At 71.1% G+C, this 24,514-nt stretch carries 22 protein-coding genes and 2 pseudogenes; 17 read left to right on the top strand and 7 right to left on the bottom strand.

Annotation, left to right across the window (positions count from 1 at the left end; all coding sequences use genetic code 11):
• The first annotated feature begins 40 nt into the window (after positions 1 to 40).
• The 6 genes from rsmI to GCN81_RS26480 all read left to right on the top strand — a co-directional run bounded on the left by rsmI (position 41) and on the right by GCN81_RS26480 (position 5,877).
• Positions 41 to 916 (top strand): 16S rRNA (cytidine(1402)-2'-O)-methyltransferase, encoded by an 876-nt coding sequence (gene rsmI / locus GCN81_RS26500; RefSeq protein WP_156727009.1) that lies wholly within the window; start codon positions 41 to 43, stop codon positions 914 to 916.
• A 162-nt stretch (positions 917 to 1,078) separates the two neighbouring features.
• Positions 1,079 to 1,543, top strand: coding sequence for a hypothetical protein (locus GCN81_RS32565; protein WP_231626980.1), 465 nt, complete (start codon positions 1,079 to 1,081; stop codon positions 1,541 to 1,543).
• 51 nt (positions 1,544 to 1,594) lie between these two features.
• A complete protein-coding gene (locus GCN81_RS26495; RefSeq protein WP_156727008.1) occupies positions 1,595 to 2,464 on the top strand; it encodes a TatD family hydrolase in 870 nt (289 codons plus the stop codon).
• Between the two features lie 124 nt (positions 2,465 to 2,588).
• Positions 2,589 to 4,019, top strand: coding sequence for a ubiquitin-like domain-containing protein (locus tag GCN81_RS26490; protein WP_325065134.1), 1,431 nt, complete (start codon positions 2,589 to 2,591; stop codon positions 4,017 to 4,019).
• A 35-nt stretch (positions 4,020 to 4,054) separates the two neighbouring features.
• Positions 4,055 to 4,963 (top strand): 16S rRNA (adenine(1518)-N(6)/adenine(1519)-N(6))-dimethyltransferase RsmA, encoded by a 909-nt coding sequence (gene rsmA / locus GCN81_RS26485; RefSeq protein ID WP_156727007.1) that lies wholly within the window; start codon positions 4,055 to 4,057, stop codon positions 4,961 to 4,963.
• Positions 4,960 to 5,877, top strand: a complete 918-nt coding sequence (locus tag GCN81_RS26480; RefSeq protein WP_156727006.1) for a 4-(cytidine 5'-diphospho)-2-C-methyl-D-erythritol kinase — start codon at positions 4,960 to 4,962, stop codon at positions 5,875 to 5,877. The genes rsmA and GCN81_RS26480 overlap by 4 nt, the downstream gene beginning before the upstream one ends.
• 92 nt (positions 5,878 to 5,969) lie before the next feature.
• Here the strand turns inward: GCN81_RS26480 and GCN81_RS26475 are convergent, their stop codons facing one another.
• The 3 genes from GCN81_RS26475 to GCN81_RS26465 form a co-directional block, all read right to left on the bottom strand.
• Positions 5,970 to 7,355: an outer membrane protein assembly factor BamB family protein gene (locus GCN81_RS26475; RefSeq protein WP_156727005.1), complete on the bottom strand. Its 1,386-nt coding sequence runs from the start codon at positions 7,353 to 7,355 to the stop codon at positions 5,970 to 5,972.
• The gene (locus tag GCN81_RS26470; protein WP_156727004.1) at positions 7,352 to 7,903 is read right to left on the bottom strand and encodes a SigE family RNA polymerase sigma factor; all 552 of its coding nucleotides are present in this window, start codon (positions 7,901 to 7,903) and stop codon (positions 7,352 to 7,354) included. Before GCN81_RS26470 ends, GCN81_RS26475 begins: the two co-directional genes overlap by 4 nt.
• A gap of 87 nt (positions 7,904 to 7,990) precedes the next feature.
• Positions 7,991 to 9,148, bottom strand: coding sequence for a serine hydrolase domain-containing protein (locus tag GCN81_RS26465; RefSeq protein WP_156727183.1), 1,158 nt, complete (start codon positions 9,146 to 9,148; stop codon positions 7,991 to 7,993).
• A gap of 138 nt (positions 9,149 to 9,286) precedes the next feature.
• On the opposite strand from GCN81_RS26465, the gene GCN81_RS26460 reads away from it, so the two are divergent.
• The 8 genes from GCN81_RS26460 to GCN81_RS26425 all read left to right on the top strand — a co-directional run bounded on the left by GCN81_RS26460 (position 9,287) and on the right by GCN81_RS26425 (position 20,833).
• Positions 9,287 to 11,140 carry an ABC-F family ATP-binding cassette domain-containing protein gene (locus tag GCN81_RS26460; RefSeq protein ID WP_156727003.1) on the top strand — a complete coding sequence of 618 codons (1,854 nt, stop codon included), beginning with the start codon at positions 9,287 to 9,289 and terminating at the stop codon, positions 11,138 to 11,140.
• Between the two features lie 262 nt (positions 11,141 to 11,402).
• Entirely contained in the window at positions 11,403 to 13,199 is a 1,797-nt protein-coding gene (locus tag GCN81_RS26455) for an outer membrane protein assembly factor BamB family protein (protein ID WP_156727002.1), read from the top strand.
• A 68-nt stretch (positions 13,200 to 13,267) separates the two neighbouring features.
• Positions 13,268 to 15,148: an outer membrane protein assembly factor BamB family protein gene (locus GCN81_RS26450; protein ID WP_156727001.1), complete on the top strand. Its 1,881-nt coding sequence runs from the start codon at positions 13,268 to 13,270 to the stop codon at positions 15,146 to 15,148.
• 251 nt (positions 15,149 to 15,399) lie between these two features.
• Positions 15,400 to 16,077 carry a helix-turn-helix transcriptional regulator gene (locus tag GCN81_RS26445; protein WP_156727000.1) on the top strand — a complete coding sequence of 226 codons (678 nt, stop codon included), beginning with the start codon at positions 15,400 to 15,402 and terminating at the stop codon, positions 16,075 to 16,077.
• Between the two features lie 163 nt (positions 16,078 to 16,240).
• Positions 16,241 to 17,296, top strand: coding sequence for a galactose-1-phosphate uridylyltransferase (galT, locus tag GCN81_RS26440; RefSeq protein WP_156726999.1), 1,056 nt, complete (start codon positions 16,241 to 16,243; stop codon positions 17,294 to 17,296).
• A complete protein-coding gene (gene galE, locus GCN81_RS26435) occupies positions 17,293 to 18,276 on the top strand; it encodes a UDP-glucose 4-epimerase GalE (protein ID WP_156726998.1) in 984 nt (327 codons plus the stop codon). The genes galT and galE overlap by 4 nt, the downstream gene beginning before the upstream one ends.
• Positions 18,273 to 19,490 (top strand): galactokinase, encoded by a 1,218-nt coding sequence (gene galK, locus GCN81_RS26430; protein WP_156726997.1) that lies wholly within the window; start codon positions 18,273 to 18,275, stop codon positions 19,488 to 19,490. The genes galE and galK overlap by 4 nt, the downstream gene beginning before the upstream one ends.
• 512 nt (positions 19,491 to 20,002) lie before the next feature.
• Complete coding sequence (locus tag GCN81_RS26425) at positions 20,003 to 20,833, top strand: response regulator transcription factor (RefSeq protein ID WP_156726996.1); 831 nt, start codon at positions 20,003 to 20,005, stop codon at positions 20,831 to 20,833.
• Here the strand turns inward: GCN81_RS26425 and GCN81_RS26420 are convergent.
• Complete coding sequence (locus GCN81_RS26420) at positions 20,792 to 21,286, bottom strand: MarR family winged helix-turn-helix transcriptional regulator (protein WP_156726995.1); 495 nt, start codon at positions 21,284 to 21,286, stop codon at positions 20,792 to 20,794. The genes GCN81_RS26425 and GCN81_RS26420 overlap by 42 nt on opposite strands.
• Positions 21,287 to 21,430: 144 nt before the next feature.
• Here GCN81_RS26420 and GCN81_RS26415 point away from each other — a divergent pair, with 144 nt between their 5' ends.
• From GCN81_RS26415 to GCN81_RS32010, 3 genes and pseudogenes are all read left to right on the top strand, one after another.
• Complete coding sequence (locus tag GCN81_RS26415) at positions 21,431 to 22,252, top strand: trans-aconitate 2-methyltransferase (protein WP_156726994.1); 822 nt, start codon at positions 21,431 to 21,433, stop codon at positions 22,250 to 22,252.
• 7 nt (positions 22,253 to 22,259) lie between these two features.
• Positions 22,260 to 22,613, top strand: a pseudogene (locus tag GCN81_RS32015) (VOC family protein); the annotation flags it as partial.
• A complete protein-coding gene (locus GCN81_RS32010) occupies positions 22,596 to 23,195 on the top strand; it encodes a Uma2 family endonuclease (protein ID WP_407698023.1) in 600 nt (199 codons plus the stop codon). The pseudogene GCN81_RS32015 and the gene GCN81_RS32010, both read left to right, overlap by 18 nt.
• Before the next feature lie 14 nt (positions 23,196 to 23,209).
• On the opposite strand, the pseudogene GCN81_RS26405 reads toward GCN81_RS32010, so the two are convergent.
• From GCN81_RS26405 to GCN81_RS26395, 3 genes and pseudogenes are all read right to left on the bottom strand, one after another.
• A pseudogene (locus tag GCN81_RS26405) lies at positions 23,210 to 23,347 on the bottom strand (Uma2 family endonuclease); the annotation flags it as partial.
• Positions 23,348 to 23,900: 553 nt separating this feature from the next.
• On the bottom strand, positions 23,901 to 24,218 hold the full coding sequence (locus GCN81_RS26400; protein ID WP_156726993.1) for a hypothetical protein: 318 nt from the start codon (positions 24,216 to 24,218) through the stop codon (positions 23,901 to 23,903).
• Positions 24,215 to 24,505: a hypothetical protein gene (locus tag GCN81_RS26395; RefSeq protein ID WP_156726992.1), complete on the bottom strand. Its 291-nt coding sequence runs from the start codon at positions 24,503 to 24,505 to the stop codon at positions 24,215 to 24,217. Before GCN81_RS26395 ends, GCN81_RS26400 begins: the two co-directional genes overlap by 4 nt.
• Between the last annotated feature and the right edge of the window lie 9 nt (positions 24,506 to 24,514).

The raw sequence follows: 24,514 nt of genomic DNA, 5'->3' as shown, positions 1-24,514 counted from the left end.
ACGAACCTGAGGGAACTGAGCACCCTGCGAGGATGGGCCCGTGACTGGAACGCTCGTACTCGCAGGAACCCCCATCGGGGACGTCGCCGACGCGCCGCCGCGGCTGGCCGCCGAACTGACGGCCGCCGACATCGTGGCGGCCGAGGACACCCGCAGGCTGCGCCGCCTCACCCAGGCGCTCGGTGTGCAGCCAGGAGGGCGGACGGTCTCCTACTTCGAGGGCAACGAGGCCGCCCGTACGCCGGAGCTGGTCGAGGCTCTCGCCGGTGGCGCCCGGGTGCTGCTGGTCACGGACGCGGGGATGCCGTCCGTCTCCGACCCGGGCTACCGGCTGGTCGCGGCGGCCGTGGAGCGGGACATCAGGGTCACCGCCGTACCCGGGCCGTCGGCCGTGCTCACCGCGCTCGCGCTGTCCGGGCTGCCGGTCGACCGCTTCTGCTTCGAGGGCTTCCTGCCCCGCAAGGCCGGTGAGCGTCTGACGCGGCTGCGCGAGGTCGCCGAGGAGCGGCGCACCCTCGTCTACTTCGAGGCCCCGCACCGGCTGGACGACACGCTGGCGGCGATGGCCGAGGTGTTCGGCGGCGAGCGCAGGGCGGCCGTGTGCCGGGAGCTCACCAAGACGTACGAGGAGATCAAGCGCGGGGAGCTGACGGAGCTCGCCGCCTGGGCGGCCGAGGGGGTGCGCGGGGAGATCACGGTCGTGGTGGAGGGCGCGCCCGAGTCCACCGAGGTGCTCGGCGCCGATGAGCTGGTACGCCGGGTCCAGGTGCGGGAGGAGGCCGGGGAGCGGCGTAAGGAGGCCATCGCGGCGGTCGCGGCCGACGCGGGGCTGCCAAAGCGCGAGGTGTTCGACGCCGTCGTGGCGGCAAAAAACGCGGCGCTTAAGTCGCCAACAGACGGTAAAGAGCTATCGTGAAAGGCAAAGTGCGGGACGCGCACCGGGTGGTTTTCTTCGGAAAGTGCAAAACTCACTCTAAGAATTGACAGGCTTGATGCGCTCCTGCTGGGGCGGGCGTCCAATGGTCATAGGGACGCACCCGTCCCGTACGCGCTTGTCCTGAGGGCAAGAGGAGCTGGCATGACTGAGATCACCGGCCGCGCCACCGGAATTCCGCCCGGTCCCGCGGCGACACCCCGGCCTAACCGGCCCACGCAGCCCGTTGCCACCGTTCATGAGTCATACGCTTTTGCCTGCCTGGGCTGCGGTCACGGCTGGGAGCAGTCGTATGACATCGAGCACCACATCGACGGCGCCGGTCGAGAGTTCGTGATGTACATCGTTAACGGCGAACGGGTACCGTCCCCGATCGCTCGGCCCACCTGTATGAATTGTGGCGGGCATACCGTGCGCATCATGCAGGCCGGACGGGTTTCCTCTGTCCTGGACATTCTGCATCGCCATCAGGAGGCCCCGAAGGTCCCGAAGCCTGGGACGGAGTCGGGAGAGGCGACGTCAGGGGGAGAGGCGACGTCAGAGGAATCCGGGCACCACTGGCACCTCTCGGACCTTCTCCACCCCTTCCAGCACCGGAAGGCCGGGTAGGCCGAGTAGGCCGGGTCAGGGCGCGCGTCCCCTGTTCGTAGGATTGGGGGCATGAGCCAGAAAGACACCGCACCGCCGCTGCCGGAGCCGCTCAGGGTGTCGGTAGCCGACTCGCACACCCACCTCGACATGCAGTCGGGCACGGTGGACGAGGCGCTGGTCAAGGCGGCGGCGGTGGGGGTGACCACGGTCGTTCAGGTCGGCTGCGATCTGGCGGGCTCGCAGTGGGCGGCTGACACGGCGGCCGCGTACGAGCACGTCCACGCGACCGTCGCGCTGCACCCCAACGAAGCGCCGCGCATCGTGCACGGTGACCCCGACGGCTGGTCGCGCCAGGGCGCCAGGGAAGCGGGCGGCGACGCGGCGCTGGACGAGGCGCTCGCGCGGATCGACCAGCTCGCGGGCCTTGACCAGGTCAGGGGCGTCGGCGAGACCGGGCTCGACTTCTTCCGTACGGGGCCCGAAGGCGTCCAGGCCCAGGAGCGGTCGTTCCGCGCCCATATCGAGATCGCCAAGCGGCACGGCAAGGCGCTGGTCATCCACGACCGGGACGCCCACAGCGACGTCCTGCGTGTCCTCAAGGAGGAGGGCGCGCCCGAGCGCACCGTCTTCCACTGCTACTCGGGCGACGCGGAGATGGCCCAGGTCTGCGCGGAGAACGGCTGGTTCATGTCCTTCGCTGGCAACGTCACCTTCAAGAACGCCCAGCCGCTGCGGGACGCCCTCGCGGTGGCCCCGCTGGAGCTGGTCCTGGTCGAGACCGACGCGCCGTTCCTGACCCCGGCGCCGTACCGCGGACGGCCTAACGCGCCGTACCTGATTCCGGTCACGCTGCGGGCCATGGCTGAGGTGAAGGGCGTGGACGAGGATGCGATGGCGGCGGCGGTGGCCGACAATACGGCGCGCGCATTCGATTACTGACGATTACCGACGGTTGAGCTCGGGGCGGTAGCGACACAACGTAGTGCCGTGACTTTGGAGAGTGACGCTCGCTCCGCTAGGTTCGGCGGGCCCGATCGGTCCCTGATGAGCCTGGAGCGTCGTCGTGAGCAATCCGCAGGGCAGTCATCGCGCGGCGCGCGGCGGTGGCGGCCGCCGCGCCGCGACCGTGGAGCCGTCGCGTCCGCGTGTCCCGTACGCGGATACCTACCGGCCCGCGTACGAGTCGGCCGGGTCGGCTGAGTCGGCTGAGTCGGCTGGGTCCGATGAGTACGCGTACGCGTCCGCTCCCACCGAGCCCATGCTGCCCCGACAGGTACCCGCGTCCGAGCCCCCGTCCCCGCTCACCACGCCCCCTCCCGACGCCCCGCGGCTGAGCCGGGCCGAGGCCCGCCGCGTCGCCCGTCGTAAGAAGGCCATCGGGCGGCCTCGGCCGGAATCGCTGCGTCGCCTGGTCCCGCAGGCCCTGGTGGTGGCCTTCCTCGCCGGTGGTACGTCCGTGTTCATCGCCGAGGACAAGGCTGTCAGCCTCTCCGTGGACGGCGAGCGGCCGCGCAAGCTGCACACCTTCGCGGGCGACGTCGGCGAGCTGATCGCGAAGGAGGGCGTGGAGGTCGGCGCCCACGACCGCGTCATCCCCGCGCCGGGCGCCGCGCTGGCCGACGGTGACGAGGTCGTCGTCCGCTACGGCCGTCCGCTGGACCTGACCGTCGACGGGCAGCGGCGCCAGGAGTGGACCACCGCGCGCACCGTCGGCGGAGCGCTCCGCGAACTCGACGTGCGCGCCGAGGGCGCCCATCTCTCCACCTCGCTCACCCGGCGGATCTCCCGGAGCGGGCTGCGCCTCGATGTCCGTACCGAGCGCACCTTCACCGTCATGGCCGACGGGCGCGAGCGCACCATCCGTACGAACGTGGCGACCGTGCGGGAGGCCGTGGAGCAGGCCGGGGTCACGCTGAGCGGCCAGGACACCACCTCCGTACCGCCGTCCAGCTTCCCGCGCGACGGGCAGACCGTCTCGGTCATGCGGATCACCGCGACCCGGGAGGTACGTGAGGAACCGATCCCGTTCGCCGTGCGGCGCACGGCCGACGCCTCGCGCTATCGGGGCACCGAGGTCGTCGAGCAGCAGGGCCGCCCGGGCGCCCGGCGCCTCGTCCACTCGGTGCGTACGGTCAACGGCGTCAAGCAGAAGCCCAAGCTGCTGCGGTCCGAGGTGGTGCGCGAGCCGCGGACGCAGATCGTGAGGTTCGGCACCAAGGCGCGCCCCGCGCCGGTCCAGGGCGTGGCGGGCGCCGACGGGCTGGACTGGGGCGCGCTGGCGGCGTGCGAGTCGGGAGGCCGCCCGGGGGCCACCGACCCGTCGGGCACCTACGGCGGGCTCTACCAGTTCGACGTACAGACCTGGCAGAGCCTCGGCGGCAGCGGACGGCCGCAGGACGCTCCGGCCGCCGAGCAGACGTACCGGGCGAAGAAGCTGTACGTGCAGCGGGGCGCTGGCCCGTGGCCGCACTGCGGGCGGCGGCTCCAGGGGTGACCGGGGCGGGGGCCGGGGCCGCTTACCCTTGAGCGGTGAGCAGCCCCACTGACGACACTCCCGCCGCCGACACGCCCCCCGGCGACGCCCAAGGCGCCCTGCTGGGCCCCGCCGACATCCGCGAGCTGGCCGCGGCGCTCGGCGTACGCCCGACCAAGCAGCGCGGCCAGAACTTCGTCATCGACGCGAACACCGTGCGCCGGATCGTCCGCACGGCCCAGGTGCGCGCCGACGACGTGGTCGTCGAGGTCGGCCCCGGGCTCGGCTCGCTGACGCTGGCGTTGCTGGAGGCGGCGGACCGGGTGATCGCCGTCGAGATCGACGACGTACTGGCGGCCGCACTGCCTGCCACGGTCGCCGCCCGGATGCCCGCCCGGGCCGACCACTTCGCCCTCGTGCACTCCGACGCGATGCAGGTGAACGAGCTGCCGGGCCCCGCGCCCACCGCGCTGGTCGCCAACCTCCCGTACAACGTCGCGGTGCCCGTGCTGCTGCACATGCTCGCCACCTTCCCGACCATCGAGCGCACCCTGGTGATGGTGCAGGCCGAGGTCGCCGACCGCCTCGCGGCCACGCCGGGCTCGCGGGTGTACGGCGTCCCGTCGGTGAAGGCCAACTGGTACGCCGAGGTGAAGCGCGCCGGGTCCATCGGCCGCAACGTCTTCTGGCCCGCGCCGAACGTGGACAGCGGCCTCGTCTCGCTCGTCCGCCGCACCGAGCCGGTCAAGACCACCGCCTCCAAGAAGGAGGTCTTCGCAGTCGTCGACGCGGCCTTCGCGCAGCGCCGCAAGACGCTGCGGGCCGCGCTGTCCGGCTGGGCGGGTTCGGCCGCCGCGGCGGAGGCGGCGTTGGTCGCGGCCGGGGTGTCGCCGCAGGCGCGCGGCGAGGCGCTGACGGTGGAGGAGTTCGCCCGCATCGCCGAGAACCGGGGGTCGGGTCAGTGAGCGCCAGCGTCACGGTACGAGTTCCGGCCAAGGTCAACGTCCAGCTCGCGGTCGGCGGAGCGCGCCCCGACGGCTTCCACGACCTGGCGAACGTCTTCCTCGCGGTCGGCCTCTACGACGAAGTGACGGTCACCCCGTCGCCCGACGGCGCGTTGCGGATCACCTGCGAGGGCCCGGACGCCGACCAGGTCCCGCTGGACGAGTCCAACCTGGCGGCGCGCGCGGCCCTCGCCCTCGCGGCTCGACACGGCCGCCCCGCCGACGTCCACCTCCACATCGCGAAGGACATCCCGGTCGCGGGCGGCATGGCAGGCGGCAGCGCGGACGGCGCGGCCGCGCTCCTGGCCTGCGACGTGCTCTGGGGCACCAACACCCCCCGCCCCGAACTCCTCACCCTCTGCGCGGAGTTGGGCAGCGATGTGCCCTTCAGCCTGCTGGGCGGCGCGGCGCTCGGCACGGGTCGCGGCGAACTGCTGACCCCCCTCCCCGTGGGCGGCGACTTCACCTGGGTCTTCGCCACGGCCCACGGCGGCCTGTCAACGCCCGCCGTATACCGCGAGTTCGACCGCCTCTGGGAGGGCCGCCCGGTAGCCCAGCCCGCCGCCTCCCCCGCCCTGCTGGACGCCCTGCGCGCGGGTGACACAGCCGCCCTGGCCGAGACCCTCGCCAACGACCTCCAACCAGCCGCCCTGTCCCTCTTCCCCTCTCTGGCCGACACGTTGGCGGCGGGCACGGACGCGGGCGCGCTGGCCGCACTGGTCTCGGGCTCGGGCCCCACCACGGCCTTCCTGACGAAGGACACATCGGCGGCGGAACGCGTGGCCTCGGCCCTGCTCGCCTCGGGCACCTGCCGCGCGGCACGGGTGGCGCCGTCACCGGCCCCCGGCGCGACGGTGATCACCACCGGCGAGTGACGCCCCGCCCAATGCGGCGTGGCCACGCCCGTGCGCCGCTCAACGTTCCGCAGGCCGGGACGGCGGTGCCGCCCCGGCCCGCGTCCTTCGGGTCAGTCGCCGATCCGTGGCAGCAGCGAGACGAGCTGGCCATCGGCGTGGGCGATCAGCACGTCCTCGTAGCGCAGGAGTTGCGGCGCGGGGCCGAAGCCGAAGCCCTTCGACGGCTGGATGTCGACGTGGTCGCTCCAGACCCGCTCACCCGTGTGCTTGCTGAGGCCGACCAGGTCCCCGGTCGGGCTGAACACGTACACGACGCCTTGGCTGTCCGACACCACGGGAGGCGCCACGAGTGCGGTCCTGCCGTCGTCCTTGGGCAGCTCGATCCCCGTCGGGCTGGTCCACAGCACCTCTCCCGTGGGCAGTGAGACGGCCGTGGCCTCGCCTTTCAGGGATACGGCGATGAGTAGATCGCCGACGAGCCCGAAGTAGCTCTGACGCCCGTCAAGTCGCACGGAATGCGTGGTCTGCTCCCCGGAGCCGGTGATCGTGCTCACCGTCAGGTTCCTGACGGCGGTGTCGTCGTCGGGGTTCTTCCTGCTCTTGGCGTCCGTGCTGACAGTGACGAGGGAATCCCCCCAGGTCCCCATCAGGCCCTGCTCGCCGGAGATGGTCGAGACCTTCTGGGCGTTTCCGGTGGCGGGGTCGAGGCGGATGAGCTCCGTATCGCCCGGATTCGCGCTGTCTTGCCGGCAGAGGAGGTAGGGCACACCGCCCAGCGCCGCGCGGTCGCACGCGGTGCCCTTGGCCCACGTGTAGCGCCACTTCGCCTTACCGGTCTGTGGGTCAAAGGCCTCCACCGTCCGGAAGTTACGGGTGTTGGCCAGCACCGCGCCGTCGATCAGCATCGCCGCCTGTTCGCTGCGGTCGGACTGGGCCAGCTTCTCGGCCCACATCACCTGACCGGTGTCGGCATCCAGCGCTGCCAGTTCCGTCGTGCTGAATTGGTCGCCGTTCTCTTGCCTCTCCGAGTGGTCCCGATAGACATAGACGACGCCGTCGCGCACGCCGACCGGACGGCCGACCTGCACGCCGCCTTCGCCCGTGGCCTTGCGCTTCCACAGCTGCTCGCCGGTCCGGGCGTCGAACTTCACGGCGTCGTTCTTGTGCCCCTGGCAGTAGAGCGCGTCGCCGTCGACCAGGCAGCCGTTCCCGGCGGTGTCCGGGTCGTTCACCTGCCACGGCTTCCAGCCGTCCGGCGATGACGCCGGCCGCACGGGCCTGTCCCCGTCCGGCTCAGTACCCCCGCCCCCGAAACCGAACACCGCCCCCACACTGATCGCGACCACGGCCACCGCCGCCCCCGCGGCCTGCGAGAAGCGGCGCCGGCCGCGTCGCCGCACCACCTTCTCGACCAGGTCCCCGGGCGCCTGCACCCGGTCCAGGGCGACCGCGTGGAGGGTCTCGCGGACCTTCTGCTCCACCTGCTCCGTCGTCATCCCCGGGCCTCCTTCGGCGTGTAGCTGAGCGGCTGGACCTGCTGAGTGGACCCTTCGGGCCCGAGCTCTGGTACGAGCCCCCGGAGCTTGGTAAGCGACCGGTGCGCCGTACTGCGCACCGTGCCGACCGGGCACCCCAGGAGCGCCGCTACTTCGGCCTCCGGCAGGTCCTCGAAGTAGCGCAGTACGACCACGGCCCGCTGCCGCTTCGACAGGTGACCGAGCGCCGCCCACAGCGCGATCCGCAGCTCGGTATCCGGCTCGGCGTCGGCGTCTTTGCTGGACTCGGGCAGTACGGGCACCGTTGTCTCGGCGCGGTGCCTGCGCAGCCGCCAGCGGTTGACCTGCTGGCGGTAGATGACCTGGCGGACGTACGCCTCGGGCTGCTCGATGTGCGTCCAGCGCCCGTAGGCCTTCATCAGCGCGATCTGCAGCAGATCTTCCGCGGCATGCCGGTCCCCGCCGGTGAGTAGCACCGCGAGCTGTAGCAGCGCGGTGGAGCGCATCGCTACGAACTCTCGGAACTCGTCGTGACTCGAGGCCTTCATCGACCCTCCCCTTCTTGGCGAACATCACGACGTGATGGGGAGCCCGCTGCTATCCCTCAGTTGGCGAGATTGTGTGTTCACACCAACTCACAGCGCCGCCCGCACCGCCCGCACCAGCGCCTGGGCCCGCGGGTCCGCTGTGACGCCCTTCTGGAAGCCGTTCGTCACGTAGCCGAAGGCGATGCCTGACTCCGGGTCCGCGAAGGCCAGCGGGCCGCCACGCCCAGGGTGCCCGAAGGAGCTGGGCGAGAGCAGGGGTGAGGCGGGGCTGTGCAGCATGTAGCCGAGGCCGAAGCGGGTGTTGACGATGAGGACGCGGTCGGGGCCCGCGGATTCCTCGGCTCGGGCGAGGTCGATGGTGGCGGGGGTGAGGAGAGGGGGGTGGCCCGAGAGCGGGCCGATGAGCGCTGCGTAGAAGGCCGCCAGGGAGCGGGCCGTGGCGATGCCGCCTGAGGCGGGGAGTTCGGTGGCGCGGTAGGCGGGGGCGTTCTCGTCGGGGTTGAGGAGGGAGCCGAAGGCGCGGCGGGTGAGCGAGGCGGGGTTCGCGTACGCGTCGGAGACCGCGCGCTTGGGGCGTAGCCGCAGTGAGGACGAGGAGGCCGGTGGCTCGACCGGGCCGGTCCGGCCCGGTCGGTGGGCTTCGGCGGGCGGAAGTCCGACCCACAGGTCGAGGCCCAGCGGGCGGGCCACCTCCTCGTCCAGCCAGCGGCCGAGCGTGCGGCCCGTCACGCGGCGGACCAGTTCGCCGAGCAGCCAGCCGTACGTGTGCGCGTGGTAGCCGTGCGCCGTGCCGGGTTCCCACGCTGGGGTCTGCGCGGCGAGCGCGTCCGGGGCCGCGTCCAGTGCGTGTGCGGGCAGGGGGTGGTCCAGGGCCGGGAGCCCGGCTCGGTGGCTGAGCAGGTGGCGTACGAGGGTGTGCTCCTTGCCGTACGCCTTGTACTCGGGCCAGTACGTGCCGACCGGCGCGTCCAGGTCGAGCTCGCCGCGCTGGTGCAGGAGCAGGGGGATCGCGGCGGCCACGCCCTTGGTGGCGGAGTGGACTATCTGGGCGGTGTCCCGTTCCCAGGGGGCCGTTCCGTCGACGTCGCGGGTGCCTGCCCACAGGTCGACCACCCGCTCCCCGTGCCGGTACACCGTCACCGCCGCGCCCCGCTCACCCCGCTTGGCGAAGTTGCCCGTGAAGGCGTCCCTGACGGGTTCGTAACCCGGCGCCACCGTGCCCTGGACACTGCCTTGGACGTCCACCACGCGCTCCCTCGACTGCTGCGCCCCGGTGGCGCCCGCATCCCATGGTGCAACGTTCACTCAGTACCCCCGATTCCAGGGGTGACCGGTAACGGCGACTACGCTGGAAGGCCGATCGTCCCCTCATCTGGAGCGTTGATGGCCGTCAATCTGGTCAATGTCGAGGCAGTCAGCAAGGTGTACGGCACCCGTGCCCTGCTCGACGGAGTCTCCCTCGGCGTCTCCGAGGGGGACCGGATCGGGGTCGTGGGCCGCAACGGCGACGGTAAGACCACCCTGATCCGGATGCTCGCCAAGCTGGAGGAGGCCGACACCGGCCGGGTCACCCACAGCGGCGGGCTGCATCTCGGCGTGCTGACCCAGCATGACTCGCTGAACCCCGAGGCCACCATCCGGCACGAGGTCATCGGCGACATGGCCGACCACGAGTGGGCGGGCAGCGCCAAGATCCGGGATGTGCTGACCGGGTTGTTCGGGGGGCTCGCCCTGCCCGGCTTCGAGCATGGGCTCGACACCGTCATCGGGCCGCTGTCCGGTGGCGAGCGGCGGCGTATCGCGCTCGCCCAGCTGCTGATCGCCGAGCAGGATCTGATCGTGCTCGACGAGCCGACCAACCACCTCGACGTCGAGGGCATCGCCTGGCTCGCCGCCCACCTGCGGACCCGCCGCTCCGCGCTGGTCTGCGTCACGCACGACCGGTGGTTCCTGGACCAGGTGTGTACCCGGATGTGGGACGTCCAGCGCGGCTCGGTCTTCGAGTACGAGGGCGGGTACAGCGACTACGTTTTCGCGCGCGCCGAGCGTGAGCGGATCGCCGCCACGGAGGAGGCCAAGCGGCAGAACCTGGTGCGGAAGGAGCTGGCGTGGCTGCGGCGCGGTGCCCCCGCCCGTACCTCCAAGCCTCGCTTCCGGGTCGAGGCCGCCAACGAGCTGATCGCGGACGTGCCGCCGCCGCGTGACACGTCCGAGCTGCGGAAGTTCGCCTCGTCGCGGCTCGGCAAGACCGTGTTCGACCTGGAGGACGTGACCGTACAGGCCGGGCCGAAGGTGCTGCTGAAGCACCTGACCTGGCAGCTCGGCCCGGGCGACCGGATCGGCCTGGTCGGCGTGAACGGCGCGGGCAAGACCTCGCTGCTGCGGGCCATGGCCGACGCCGCGCGCAGCGAGGGAGAGGTCCAGCCCGTCGCTGGGCGGGTCATCGTCGGTAAGACCGTCAGGCTGGCGTATCTCTCGCAGGAGGTCGGGGAGCTCGACCCGAATCTGCGGGTGCTCCAGGCCGTGCAGCAGGTACGTGACCGGGTGGACCTCGGCAAGGGCCGGGAGATGACCGCGGGCCAGCTCTGCGAGCAGTTCGGCTTCGGGAAGGAGAAGCAGTGGACGCCGGTCAGTGACCTCTCCGGTGGCGAACGGCGGCGGCTCCAGATCCTGCGGCTGCTGATGGACGAGCCGAACGTCCTCTTCCTCGACGAGCCGACGAACGACCTGGACATCGAGACGCTGACCCAGCTTGAGGATCTGCTCGATGGCTGGCCAGGGTCGATGGTGGTGATCTCGCACGACCGGTTCTTCGTCGAGCGGACCACGGACCGGGTGTTCGCTCTCATGGGTGACGCCACCCTGCGGATGCTGCCCCGAGGCATTGACGAGTACCTGGAGCGCCGGGGCCGCATGCTTCAGGCCGCCGCGCCGTCGGCACCGGCCGCCGCTCCCGCCAAGCAGACTCAGGGACAGGGGCAGGCGCAGGCGGAGACGGGGACGCGGGCCCCGGCTCCCTCCTCCGCCGACGCGCGAGCCGCCAAGAAGGAACTGCAGAAAGTCGAACGACAGCTGGACAAGCTGTCCCAGAACGAGACAAAGCTGCATGCGCAGATCGCTGACAACGCCACCGACTTCGGCAAGGTCGCCAAGCTGGACGCGGAACTTCGCGAACTGGTGGCCGAACGCGAAGAGTTGGAGATGCGCTGGCTGGAGCTGGCCGAAACGGTCGGCTGAGTACGCGTAAGCGGAGCCCCGAACCTGCGGTGTTGGTGACTCTGCGCGCATAACGGGGGCGTCACGGGCCTGTTCTCCCTTGGGTACAGGGGGGTGACCGGCCCGGATTCACCACGGCCGTGGGTGATACAAAGAACTCCCGCTTGACTGACTCAGAGTTGCGGGAACCATGTCCGATTCGCTCCTTTCCGTCGGTTAGTGCCAACGGAATTGCGGGGGAGACCGGTCGGGCGCTGGTTCCGCGTGAAGAGGTACACCGCTGATGACTCAGCCGCCACAGCCCCCAGGCCAGCCACCGCAGCAGCCGCCCGGTCAGCCGCCGCAGCAGCCGCCTACGCCGCCACAGGGCCCACCGCCCGGCGAGCCGGGTCAGCCCGGCGGCCAGCCGGGCTACGGCTATCCCCAGCAGCCGGGCCCCTACAACCAGCCCGGCCCGTACGGCCAACAGCCCCAGCCGGGCCCGTACAACCAGCCGCCGCAGACCGGTCCCTACGGTCAGCAGCAGTACGGGTACCCGCAGCAGGGCCAGCCGCCGACGTTCCCGGGCGGGCCCGGGCCCGACGGTACGAAGCCCGGTGGCGGCAGCCCCTTCAAGGGCAAGCCCGCGGTCATCATCGGTGCGGCCGTCGCCGGGCTGCTCGTCATCGGCTCCGGCGTCTACTTCCTCACCGGCAATGACGACGACAAGAAGCAGGACGAGTCGAAGAAGCCCGCCGTCGAGCAGACCGACGACGCCAAGCCGTCGCCTTCGCCCTCGGAGTCGGTGGACAAGGGTGACGGTGACGGCGGCGCCGCCAGCCGCGGTGACAACAGCGACCTGAACGCGGGGAGCAGCCCCGGCGACGCCAAGGCCTGGATGGTCAGGAACGACCAGAAGATCCCCGGCGACGGCGGCGCGCTCAAGAACATCTGGGTGGAGGGCGACACCGTCATCCAGGCCGGTTACAAGAAAGTCTCCGCCTTCGGCGTGAGTGACGGCGACGAGAAGTGGTCCGTCCCGCTGCCCGCCCCGGTGTGCGCGACCCCGAACGCCCCTGACGCCGACGGCAACGTCGTCCTCATGTACGAGAACGGTCTGACGAGCCGGTCGAAGTGCAACCAGCTCATGGAGCTCAACCTCAAGACCGGCAAGGCGGGCTGGAAGAAGGAGCTCGACGAGGGCGGTCCCTTCGACTTCCCCATGGGTGACCCGGGTATCACGATCACGGACGGCACCGTGGCCATCGCCCGCGGGCAGTCCCACGTCGCCTACGCGATGTCCGACGGCAAGAAGCTGTTCGAGGTCACGCGGGGCGAGGAGAAGTGCTTCCCCAAGGGGGTCGCGGGCGGGGCCAAGCTGATCAGCGTGTCCTCCTGCAACACCAGCCCCGACAAGAACTCCCAGGTCCAGGAGCTGGACCCGAAGACCGGCAAGGTCCAGTGGACCTACCGGAGCCCCAAGGACTGGGCGGTCAACAAGGTCTACTCCACCGACCCGCTGGTCCTCTCGCTGAAGAACGACGACAAGAAGACCTTCACGGTCGCCACGCTCACGAACAGCGGCACGGTGCGCTCGCAGCTCCAGGGCGGCGGCAAGGACAAGTTCCAGACGGGCTGCGGCAGCATGTTCTCGTTCGGCGGCAACGTCGACGGCTGCTCCGGCGTGGTCGTGAGTGACGACCTCCTCTACCTGGCGACCGGGGACCAGGGGTCCGCGACCAGCGGCGGCCGCTACAACGAGATCGTCGCCTTCAGCCTCGCCACCGGCAAGGAAGAATGGCGGGCCAAGGCTGACTCCAAGCGCACGGTCGTGCCGCTCGCCATGGAGGGCAAGAGCCTCATCGGCTATGTCGAGGCGAACTACCGCGAGGCCGGACAGGTCGTGCGTTTCGGTGCGGACGGCGGCAAGCCGGAGACCGTACTGAAGCACCCGGCAGGGGCGGCGAGCGCCGAGAGCTCGATGGGCATCGGCGGTCAGATGACGTACGCCGACGAGCGGATCTACATGACGCCGTCGCGGCTGCGTGCCAAGAAGTCAGGCGACGAGGAGGCGGCCCGGATGCTGGCCTTCGGCAAGTGAGGAGCGCTCACTTCGCGTTCTTCGCCACACCCCACGCCCCCACGACCCGTTCCCAGAGGTAGACAGCCATGAGCCAGCCGCCCCCGCCGCCCAACCAGCCGCCGGGCCCGCCCCCGAACCAGCCGCCGAGCGAGCCCCCGAACGAGCCGCCGAACCAGCCGCCGCCGTCCGGTGGCTTCGGGGCCCCGCAGGACCCGCCGCCGTCCGGCGGATTCGGCGCCCCACAGAGCCCGCCGCCCGGCCCGCCGTCGGGAGGCTTCGGCGCGCCCCAGAGCGGCTCCGGGTACGGCTACCCGCAGACGCCGCCGCCCGGCCAGCCCGGCACCCCGCCCCCCGGGGCCGCGCCCGGTCAGCCGCACACCCAGCCCATGGGCCAGTCCGGATACGGCTACCCGGGCCAGCAGCAGCCGCAGTACGGCGCCTACCAGCAGCCGCCGACCATGCCGATGCAGGGCGGCGCCGGTCCCGGCATGCCCGGCGCTCCTGGCGCCCCCGGCGGCAAGAAGCCCAACACCACCATGATGATCGTCATCGCCGCCGCGGTCGCGGTCGCCCTGATCATCGGCGGTGGCGTCTGGTACGCCTCGTCCACGGGTGATGACGATAAGAAGGACGAGTCCAAGAGCTCGGCCGGCGCCAGCGGCGGCGGCGAGGGCGAGGGCGGCGAGGGCAAGGGCGGCGAAGGCACCGACGTCGACAAGCCCGCGGTCGGCGACGAGAAGGTGCCCAGCAACACCAACGCCAAGGTGCAGTTCCAACTGCCGCTGCCCAAGGTGGACGAGGAAACCTCGCCGCTGGACGTGCACGGCTCCTGGATCACCGACAAGGTGTACGCCAAGAGTGACGACAGCAAGATCGTCGGCTACGACCCGGACAAGGGCTCCGAGAAGTGGACGATCGACCTGGACGGCCCGGTCTGCGCCGCGAGCCGCGTGCTCACCAAGGACAACAAGACGGCGATCATCCACCAGCCGGACAAGCCCACCGAGGACAAGAAGCACCACGGCTGCACCGAGGTCGTCACGATCGACCTCGACACCGGCAAGAAGGTGTGGACCGAGACGGCCAAGGCGAGTGACCGTCCGCTGCGGTTCGACGAGGTCACCATCGCCGGGGACACCGTGGCGGCCGGTGGCACCGGCGGCGGCGCCGCCTGGGGCATCGCCGACGGCAAGCTCCGCTGGAAGCCCAAGGTGACCGACACCTGCTACGACGGTGGTTACGGTGGCGGCGAGGCGCTCGTCGTGGTGCGTAAGTGCGGCAGCTACGACGACCGCAAGGTGGAGATCCAGTACCTGAACCCGACCACGGGCGCGGTCAAGTCCACGTACAAGATGGCGGACGGCATCGAGTACGCGCACGTCGTCTCCACCGAGCCGGTGGTCGTCGCGGCGAAGCTGGACACCGAGGCCCGCGGTTACGACTACTTCGCGCTGGACGTCAGCGGCAAGGAAGCCAAGGTCCGCTCCAAGATCACGGCGCCCGGTGACCAGTACGGCGCCCGGTGCGCGGCGACCGATGTGGCGGACTGCCGCGGGCAGGTCGTCAGCGACGACAAGCTCTACCTGCCCACCGCGGGCGAGTTCGGCAAGTCGAACGCGATCGTCTCCTTCGACCTGGCCACCGGCAAGAGCACGGGCGACAAGGTGGACGCGGGCGAGAAGTGGGAGTTCCAGCCGCTGCGCATGGACGGCGACAACATCCTCGCCTACAAGTTCCCGCCCTACGACCAGGGCGGCCAGGTCGTCACGATCGACCCGAACACGATGAAGGAGACGCTGCTCCTGCAGATGCCGGCGGATCGTTCGATCCGGTCCGTCGAGACCGGCTTCCTCTTCGACCACTCCGAGTTCCTCTACCAGGACGGCCGGCTGTACCTCTCGAAGCAGCTGGCCAGCGACAGGAACTACGGCAAGGAATACCTGGCGATCTCCTTCGGCCCGAGCTGAGCGGCCTGACGGTCTAGTGAGAAGGGGCCCGGTGCCACGGCGACACTGCCGCGGCACCGGGCTCTGTCATGAGTACCCCGTACTTCGACGCACCCCTAACAGGCCCGGATCAGCCGGGTTTTCCACATTCCGGGGGGCTTCTGGCCGATAGGGGGCGCGTAACGTCGAACAAGCGTGTAGCTTCCCCGGGAAGGAAGGGCCGGGGGGCCCGGAGCTCGCTGGGGGTAGTGGGGAACTTGGGGGGTTGCTCGATGGGTGTGCGGCTCATGGTGGTCGACGATCACCGCTTGCTCGCCGAGGCGCTCGCCTCGGCGCTGAAACTCCGAGGTCACCGCGTACTCGCGGCGGCGGCGCCCGCTGCCGGGGCTGCCGAACTGGTCGTGGCCCGGGCGCCTGAGGTGTGCCTGCTGGGCACCGCCACGCCCTCCGAGCCGGGGATCTTCGACCCGGTGGTCCGGATCAAGCGAGAGCGGCCGCAGGTGGCTGTCGTGGTGCTCGGCCCGGTGCCGTCGCCGCGTGGGATCGCCGCCGCGTTCGCCGCCGGCGCTTCGGGATACGTACGCCATGACGAGCGGATCGAGGGTGTGGAACGCGCCATCGTGAAGGCGCGCGCGGGGGAGGCGGCGGTGGCCCCGCAGCTGCTTCAGGGGGCGTTCAGCGAGCTGCTCAACCCGGCCGCTCAGCCGGACGACGAGGGCCAGCGGCTGCTCCAGATGCTCACCCCGCGCGAGGTCGAGGTGCTGCTGCGGGTCGCGGACGGCGAGGACACCCGGCTGATCGCGGCCGGGATGGGGATAGCCCCGAGCACCGCGCGTACGCATGTGCAGCGGGTGCTGATGAAGCTGGGCGTCGGCTCCCGGCTGGAGGCGGCGGCGCTGGCCGCGCGTACGGGCCTCCTCGACCGGGCGGGCAACTCCGCGCCTCTTTAACCACCCCCGAATCACCCCTTAAGCCACCTCAATCTCACCTCAATCCCGCCTCGGCACACCACTCGCTGGGCGCAGCCATTGACGCGCATGTTTGCTCATGGTTTCTTGTGTTCGGTTCTGTTGGTTTAATGGGCATGTTGGTGCTGTGTGGAGGAGTGGCTCAGTGAAGAAGACCTCGACCCGTCTCGCCGACGGTCGGGAGCTCATCTACTACGACGTACGCGACGATGTCGTACGCGACGCGGTGGACCGGCGCCCCCTCGACCCGATCGCCACCACGTCGGCGGTCCGCACCGACCCCCTCGTCGGCGACTTCGTCACCATCGCCTCGCACCGGCAGGGCCGCACCTACCACCCACCGGCGGGTGAATGCCCGCTCTGCCCGTCGGACGGCGACCGGCTGAGCGAGATCCCCGACAGGTCGTACGACGTGGTCGTCTTCGAGAACCGCTTCCCGTCGCTCGCTGGTGACGCGGGCCGCTGCGAGGTCGTGTGCTTCACCCAGGACCACGACGCCAGCTTCGCCGCCCTCACCGAGGAGCGGGCCGGGCTGGTACTGGACGCGTGGACCGACCGCACCGCCGAGCTCGCCTTGCTCGATTCCGTACGCCAGGTGTTCTGCTTCGAGAACCGTGGCGTCGAGATCGGTGTCACCCTGGGCCACCCACACGGCCAGATCTACGGCTACCCGGACGTCACCCCGCGCACCGCCCTGCACCTCCGCTCGCTCGCCGCGCACCGCGAGCGGACCGGGCGCAACCTCTTCGCCGACGTACTGGACAGCGAACTGGCCGGTGAGCGCGTGGTGCTGGCGGGTGAGCACTGGGTGGCCTTCGTGCCGTACGCCGCCCGCTGGCCGTACGAGGTGCACCTCTACCCGAGGCGGCAGGTGCCCGACCTGCTGGCGCTCGACGAGGCGGCGCGCGCGGAGTTCCCACAGATCTACCTGGAACTCCTGAGACGCTTCGACCGGATCTTCGGCGAGGGCGAGCCGCCGACGCCGTACATCTCCGCCTGGCACCAGGCGCCGTTCGGCCCTCTGGGGGAGTGCGGGGTGCGGCGTGAGGAGTTCGCGCTGCGGCTGGAGCTTTTCACCATTCGTCGTACGTCAGGGAAGCTGAAGTTCCTCGCGGGCTCCGAGTCCGGCATGGGCGCGTTCATCAACGACGTGCCGCCGGAGGCCGCGGCGGAAAGACTGCGGGAGGTAGCGCGTTCATGAGCGACAGCTATGTGGTCACCGGTGGTGCGGGCTATGCCGGCGGTGTGGTGGCGGCGCACTTGCTGGAGGCCGGGCACCGGGTGACCGTGGTGGACGACCTCTCCACCGGCTTCAGGGAGGCCGTGCCCGCGGGGGCGGAGTTCATCGAGGGGCGGGTTCAGGACGCGGCGAAGTGGCTGGACCCGTCCTGTGACGCGGTGTTGCACTTCGCGGCCTTCTCGCAGGTCGGCGAGTCCGTCGCCAAGCCCGAGAAGTACTGGGAGAACAACGTCGGCGGCACCATGGCGCTGCTCGCCGCGATGCGCTCCGCCGGGGTGCGGCGGCTGGTCTTCTCCTCGACCGCCGCGACGTACGGCGAACCGGTCGGCACGCCGATCACGGAGGCCGACCCGACCGCGCCGACCAGCCCGTACGGCGCGTCCAAGCTGGCCGTCGACCACATGATCGCCGGGGAGTGCGCCGCGCACGGGCTCGGGGCGGTGTCCCTGCGCTACTTCAACGTGGCGGGCGCGTACGGCAGTTGCGGGGAGCGGCACGACCCCGAGTCACATCTCATCCCGCTGGTGCTCCAGGTCGCGCTGGGGCGGCGCGAGGCCATCTCCGTCTTCGGCGACGACTACCCGACGCCGGACGGCACGTGTGTCCGCGACTACATCCATGTCGCGGACCTGGCCGAGGCCCATCTGCTGGCGCTGGACGCGGCCGCTCCGGGTGAACACCTGGTCTGCAACCTCGGTAACGGCAACGGGTTCTCGGTCCGCGAGGTCATCGAGACGGTACGGGAGGTCACCGGGCACCCGGTCCCGGAGGTGGTCGCCGCGCGCCGGGCGGGGGACCCCGCGGTCCTGGTCGCCTCCGCCGCGACCGCGCATGAGCGCCTCGGCTGGCGGCCGTCGCGCGCGGATCTCGCGGGCATCGTCAGCGACGCGTGGAAGTTCGCCCAGCAGTTCGCCCAGCAGAGAGAGGAGGGCCGATCATGACGGTCGACGACACCACACAGGTCACCCAGGCCACGCAGGTCACGCAGGTCACGCACGTCATCGAGGGGTTCCGTGAGGTGTACGGGCGGGCCCCCGACGGCGTCTGGGCCGCCCCTGGCCGGGTCAACCTGATCGGTGAGCACACCGACTACAACGACGGGTTCGTCCTGCCCTTCGCCCTGCCGCACACCACGCTCGCCGCCGTGGCACACCGCGAGGACGGCCTGCTCCGGCTGCATTCGGGGTCACCCGACGTGCCGGGTGCGGTGGTCGAGGTACGCCTCGCGGAGCTTGCGCCCGGGCGCGAGGCGGGGCGCACGGACGGTTGGGCGGACTACCCGGCGGGCGTGATGTGGGCGCTGCGCGAGGCGGGGCACCCGGTCGGTGGCGCGGACCTGCACTTTGCCTCGACCGTGCCGCACGGCGCGGGCCTGTCCTCGTCCGCCGCGCTGGAGGTCGCCACCGCACTCGCGCTGAACGAGGTGCACGGACTGGACATCCCGCCCAGGGAGTTGGCCGTCCTCTGCCGCCACGCTGAGAACGCCTATGTGGGCGCGCCCACCGGGATCATGGACCAGATGGCGTCCGCGTGCTGTACGGCGGGCCATGCGCTGTTCCTGGACACCCGGGACTTCTCGCAGCGTCAGGTCCCGTTCGACCTGGCCGCGCACGGCCTGCGGCTGCTGGTCGTCGACACGCGGGTCACGCACGCGCACAGCAGCGGGGAGTACGGCCAGCGGCGGGCGGGTTGCGAGGCGGGTGCCGCGTCGCTCGGCGTGACCGCGCTACGGGACGTGCCGTACGCGGAACTGCCCTCGGCCCTGGACCGGCTGGACGACGCGGAGATCCGCCGCCTGGTCCGCCACGTCGTCACCGAGAACGAACGAGTCAAACGAACGATCGCCCTTCTGGCCGACACCTCCTCCGTGCGGGCCATCGGCCCGATCCTCACGGAGAGCCATGCCTCGCTGCGCGACGACTTCCGGGTCTCCTGCGCGGAGTTGGACCTGGTCGTGGACACGGCGTTGGCGGCGGGCGCGCTGGGCGCCCGGATGACGGGCGGAGGCTTCGGCGGTTCGGCGATCGTCCTGGCGGACGAGTCAGCGGTGCGGCCCCTCACGGCCGCCCTCGACAAGGCGTTCACCACGGCGGGCCTCCCGGCGCCCCGCGTCTTCCCCGCGCTCCCGTCCCGGGGCGCGCACCGCATGGCCTGAGGTGGCACCCGCCGGACAGGCCCCTAGGCCGTGTCCGCAAAGTCCCGCCTGCCCGGCGACGCCTGGCACGCACGCTCGCGGCGTTGCCGAAACGCCCACGTGACTCCGCCACGAGGGCGCTCCGGCGCCTTGCGATCGCACGCACCAGACGCCGCCGGGCCGCCCTCCGGGCGACGACGGGACTTTGCGGACACGACCTAGCCGCGTCCCACGCGCCCCCGCTGAAACACGTCTGCCACTGTCCGACGGCCAGTTCTGCAAATCGCCTTCCGCTTCCGGCTCTCGGCCGTACGCTGATGCACAGCACCGGTGGGGGCCGGTGTTGATCAGGGGGCGAGACAGTCGGGTTCGACGCCCGGAGTAGGGGTACCAGTCACGGCACGGCGGCGGCCGTGCGGGCTGCGGTGACCCTTTGTCCAGGGCGTCGTACTCGCGCCGGTCCGTCCCCCACCGGGGCTCCGGGACCAACTCCCGGAAGCCGTCCGCCGGAAGACGGAGCCTGGGGGTTTCTCGTGGTGCGAATCCGGGTCCTGGTCGTTGACGACCACCGCATCTTCGCCGAGTCTCTCGCGGCCGCGCTGGCCGCGGAGCCCGACGTGGACGTTTCCGCGGCGGGCAGCGGCCCGGCCGCGCTGCGCTGTCTGGAGCGAGCGGTAGCCGAAGGCCGTGCCTTCGATGTGCTGCTCGTCGACGCCGACTTGGGCGACGCCGCGGCGGGCGGCGGCCCCACCGGCGCGGGTGCTCCACCGGGTACGGTGCCGGGCCCGCGCCCCGCGTCCGGGCCCGCGCCCGTGCCCGCCAACGGCGGGGACAACCTGGTGGACGGCCTCTCCCTGGTGGCAGGCGTCCGTTCCGGGCACCCGTCGGTCCGTACGGTGGTGCTCGCCGAGAAGGACGACCCGCGTCGCGCCGCGCTCGCGCTGGGGGCCGGTGCGTCCGGCTGGGTCGCCAAGGACTGTTCGCTGTCGCGGCTGCTGACCGTCATCCGGGGCGTACTGCGGGACGAGACCCACCTGCCACCCGCCCTGCTCACCGGCGTACTGCGCGAACTCACCGCGGCCCGCAAGCATCGCACGGAGAGCGAACGGCTGGTCGAGTCGCTCACCCCGCGCGAGCGCGAGGTGCTCCGGTGCATGGTCGCGGGCCTGGGGCGCAAGGCGGTCGCCGAGCGCCTCTTCCTGTCACCGCACACCGTTCGGACGCATATGCAGAACGTCCTGGGAAAGCTCGGCGTGCACTCCACCCTCGCGGCCGTCGCGCTCGCCCGCAGGGCCGGTGTCGGCCCGGTGGACCTGGCCGGGTCAGGGGATGTTGTCGAACGGCGCGGTCAGCTGGCGCAGTAGCCCGGCCAGCTCGCCGCGCTGGGCGCGCGACAGTTCGGCGAGGATCGCCCGCTCCTGGTGCAGCAGTCCGGCCAGCGCCTGGTCCGCGCTCTCGCGGCCCTCGGGGGTGAGGCGCACCAGCACCCCGCGCCGGTCGCTGGGGTCGGGGAGCCGCTCGACCAGGCCTTTCTTGGCGAGCCTGTCGATACGGTTGGTCATCGTGCCGGAGGTGACCAGGGTCTGGGTGAGCAGCTGTCCCGGCGAGAGCTGGTACGGCGCACCGGCTCGGCGCAGCGACGTGAGGACGTCGAACTCCCAGGGCTCCAGCTGATGCTCGGCGAAGGCGAGCCTGCGGGCCCGGTCCAGATGGCGGGCGAGCCTGCTGACGCGGCTCAGTACCTCGAGTGGTTCCACGTCGAGGTCAGGGCGCTCACGGCGCCACGCTGCCACCAGGCGATCGACCTCGTCCTCCATGGCGATCAGTGTAGTAGGTCTGTCGACATGAAGTCTCTTGACGTCAAGAGATAATTCGGATTCCCTGTGGGCATCGTCAGGTTTCCTCGTGAGGGAAGCGCGTTACGGCTTCTCTCGCTCGCACCAGGCAGGGAGCTCGAACACATGCAAGCCGCACCAACCTGGGACCCGCAACAGTACCTCCGGCACGCAGGTCACCGGACCCGCCCCTTTCTCGACCTCCTCGCCCGTATACCAGAACTGCCGGACACCGGGGGAGTGCCCCCACGCATCGCCGACCTGGGCTGCGGGCCGGGCAATGTCACCGCCCTGCTGGCCGACCGCTGGCCGGACGCGCACATCACCGGCTTGGACAGCTCCCCCGAGATGCTCGCCAAGGCCGAGAAGTACGCGGGCACGACCGCGGGCGGCGGCTACCTCGACTTCCGGCTGGCCGACGCGGCGCACTGGACGCCGGACGGCACGTACGACCTGATCGTCTCCAACGCGGCGCTGCAGTGGGTCCCCAACCACCCCGAGTCCTTCCCCCTCTGGATCGAGAGCCTACGACCCGGCGGCAGCCTCGCCCTCCAGGTCCCCGGCAACTTCACCTCACCCAGCCATGCCCTGCTCGCCGAACTCTGCGAATCCCCACGATGGCGCGACCGCCTCGGCGCCCACAGCCGCGGCTATGTCCACGTACTCGACCCCGCCGACTACCTCCTGCGGCTGGTGAACCTCGGCTGCGCGGCCGAGGCCTGGGAGACCACGTACTCCCAGCTCCTCACCGGCGAAGACCCCGTCTACGACTGGGTCAGGGGCACGGCCCTGCGCCCGGCCCTGACCGCACTCGCCGACGATCCGGACGCGACCGCCGAGTTCCTGGCGGAATACCGCGACCTCCTCCGCAAGGCCTACCCACCGGGCCCGCACGGCACGGTGTTCCCGTTCCGCCGCATCTTCGCGGTGGCCACGAAGGAGGGCTGACCTCTCGATGCTGACCGCCGTCGACCACGTCCAACTAGCCGCCCCGCCCGGTTCGGAGCACCAGCTCCGCGCGTACTACGCCGGAGTGCTCGGCATGACCGAGATCCCCAAGCCCCCGCCCCTGGCGGCCCGCGGCGGTTGCTGGTTCCAGGTCGACGGCGTCCAGCTCCACCTCGGCATCGATCCCGACTTCCGCCCGGCCACCAAGGCCCACCCGGGCCTACGGGTCCACGACATCTCGGCGTACGCCGCCCGCCTCACGGCCCGCGGCGCCGAGATCACCTGGGACGACAACCTCCCGGGCCACCGCCGCTTCTACTCCTACGACCCGGTCGGCAACCGCCTGGAGTTCCTGGAGCCGGACGTATCGGCGGGCCTGGACGAGGTCCTGTGGCAGGCGTGGAAGTCCCTGGAGCTTCCCGAGGGCTACCGGGCGGAGATCATCGACGAGGCCATCGAGGTGTCGCCCATCGGCGACCTTCGCCACGCTGTACTGGTCAACCGCCTCCGCCGATCGCTCGACGCGCACATGGCAGGCGGCGTCCACCTGCCCTGCCAGGGTGTGAACGTCATCCACCGCCGCAAGGCCTGGACCCCCGACATCCTCATCGCCCCAGCTGACCTGGACGAGATCCCGGATGAGGAGGGCCTGGGCGTCGATGCGGCAGGAGTCGCGGTCATCATCGAGGTCGTCTCGCCTGGCCGGACGAACGAGCAGCGCGACCGCATCCGCAAGCGCCGCGAGTACGCCCGCGCCGGGATTCCCCTGTACGTCCTCGTCGACGACCACGACGGCGACGGCGCGGTCGTCCTGCTCACCTCCCCCAACCCCCAGAAGGCGATCTACACCGACGAGCACCGGGTCCCGTACGGCACGGACGCGGTGCTCCCCGAGGGCCCGGCGAAGGGCTTCGTCATCGGCGCGGACATCACCCGCAGCTAACGGTCGCCGCACGCTCAGAGCTGCCCGAGCGCGTCCAGCGAAATATCGATGTCGATGTCGTACGGAACTGTGACCTTGAGCCGGTCGTGATGGATACCGGACAACGCGTACGCCTTGGTCACGGGATCAAGCTCGTACACCCGCACCACCGGTCGGTGGCATCCAGCCGGCTACCGGATTGCCGACGGCCGGGTCGGAGGCGATCAGCTCCAGCGCGGCGTGCACCTCTCGCTCTTCACCCTCGCTGAGGTTCAGGGCCGCGCGGGACTGCTTCGCGATGTCGTGTTCTTCGAGCGGCTCGGCTCACTCACCGGCGGCCGTCCGCTGTTCCGCGCTGACCTGCGCGAGTGCGGACATGGCTTCGGTGCTGCACCGGATATAGAGGCGGCTGCGGAAGGAAACGGACGACGTGGTCCACCGCTTCGAAACCGCCTACAGTCGAGTGGTTCGCGATGGCCTCGGCGAGCTGCTTCTCGAACATCTCCAGGTCGCCGGGAAATCCGTACCGGGCGAGGGACCGCCGCAGTTCCGCGACGGTGCCCGCAGGGGGAACAGTGGCCTCTCCATGAGAGTGAACGGACTGTGCGCTCATGACAGTGACCTTGCCTTGTGGTGATCGGCTACGCCCATCCCTGCCGGCGACGGTGGTCATATGCAGGCTATACACGACGTGAGGCGTAGCCAGGGCGGAGACTAGCGCCCGGCTCAGGGGGATGTGCCGTCGTCGCCCAGGCCCTCGTCCGAGCTGTCATCTACGGCGAGGCGGGCGCCCCGGCTCTCGGCGATGAGCAGCGTGTCGCGCAGGGCGTCGGCCAACTGAGCGGCCAGCAGCCCGAGCTCCGCGAGGGGCGGCGCGGGCCCGGCGAGCACGTCCCGGGCGCGGTCGATGAGCCTGCCCGCGAGCGCGAGCTGCGCGTACTCGATCTGGTCGGCGTACCGGGACAGCGGTCCGCTGCCGTCCGTGGACAGATAACAGCGCTGCCCGTTCGCCCCGGTCCAGGGAAGCAGCCGGTTCCGGTTCACCGCGCCGCCACCTCCACCCCGTGGGTACGGCGCGGGCCCACGTCGACCCCGTACGTCGTGAGCCAGAGCGCGCGACGGCGTCGGCGCTGCTCGGGGGTGAGGAGGTACGGGCGGACTGGGGCGGAGGCGTGGCCGTCGAGCGGGGTGTCGGTGGCGTACGGTCCGGGGCGGGGTCTCGTCCGTACGGCCTGCCGGACCACGACCGGCCGCCGCACCCCGTCCCGCTGTGGCCCGGCCCGGTGCCGCCCGCGTGGGGCGGCGCAGGTGATGTGATCGGCCACCGCCATCAACCGGTG

The organism is Streptomyces apocyni (genome assembly GCF_009739465.1).
GTDB lineage: Bacteria > Actinomycetota > Actinomycetes > Streptomycetales > Streptomycetaceae > Streptomyces > Streptomyces apocyni.
This window is presented reverse-complemented; position numbering and strand designations above follow the sequence as displayed.

Coding starts and splice junctions, on each gene's coding strand:
- GCN81_RS32565 (WP_231626980.1), top strand. CDS start 1,079: ATGACTGAGATCACCGGCCGCGCCACCGGAATTCCGCCCGGTCCCGCG.
- GCN81_RS26495 (WP_156727008.1), top strand. CDS start 1,595: ATGAGCCAGAAAGACACCGCACCGCCGCTGCCGGAGCCGCTCAGGGTG.
- GCN81_RS26475 (WP_156727005.1), bottom strand. CDS start 7,355: ATGACGACGGAGCAGGTGGAGCAGAAGGTCCGCGAGACCCTCCACGCG.
- GCN81_RS26470 (WP_156727004.1), bottom strand. CDS start 7,903: ATGAAGGCCTCGAGTCACGACGAGTTCCGAGAGTTCGTAGCGATGCGC.
- GCN81_RS26460 (WP_156727003.1), top strand. CDS start 9,287: ATGGCCGTCAATCTGGTCAATGTCGAGGCAGTCAGCAAGGTGTACGGC.
- GCN81_RS26455 (WP_156727002.1), top strand. CDS start 11,403: ATGACTCAGCCGCCACAGCCCCCAGGCCAGCCACCGCAGCAGCCGCCC.
- GCN81_RS26450 (WP_156727001.1), top strand. CDS start 13,268: ATGAGCCAGCCGCCCCCGCCGCCCAACCAGCCGCCGGGCCCGCCCCCG.
- GCN81_RS26445 (WP_156727000.1), top strand. CDS start 15,400: ATGGGTGTGCGGCTCATGGTGGTCGACGATCACCGCTTGCTCGCCGAG.
- galE (WP_156726998.1), top strand. CDS start 17,293: ATGAGCGACAGCTATGTGGTCACCGGTGGTGCGGGCTATGCCGGCGGT.
- galK (WP_156726997.1), top strand. CDS start 18,273: ATGACGGTCGACGACACCACACAGGTCACCCAGGCCACGCAGGTCACG.
- GCN81_RS26420 (WP_156726995.1), bottom strand. CDS start 21,286: ATGGAGGACGAGGTCGATCGCCTGGTGGCAGCGTGGCGCCGTGAGCGC.
- GCN81_RS26415 (WP_156726994.1), top strand. CDS start 21,431: ATGCAAGCCGCACCAACCTGGGACCCGCAACAGTACCTCCGGCACGCA.
- GCN81_RS26395 (WP_156726992.1), bottom strand. CDS start 24,505: ATGGCGGTGGCCGATCACATCACCTGCGCCGCCCCACGCGGGCGGCAC.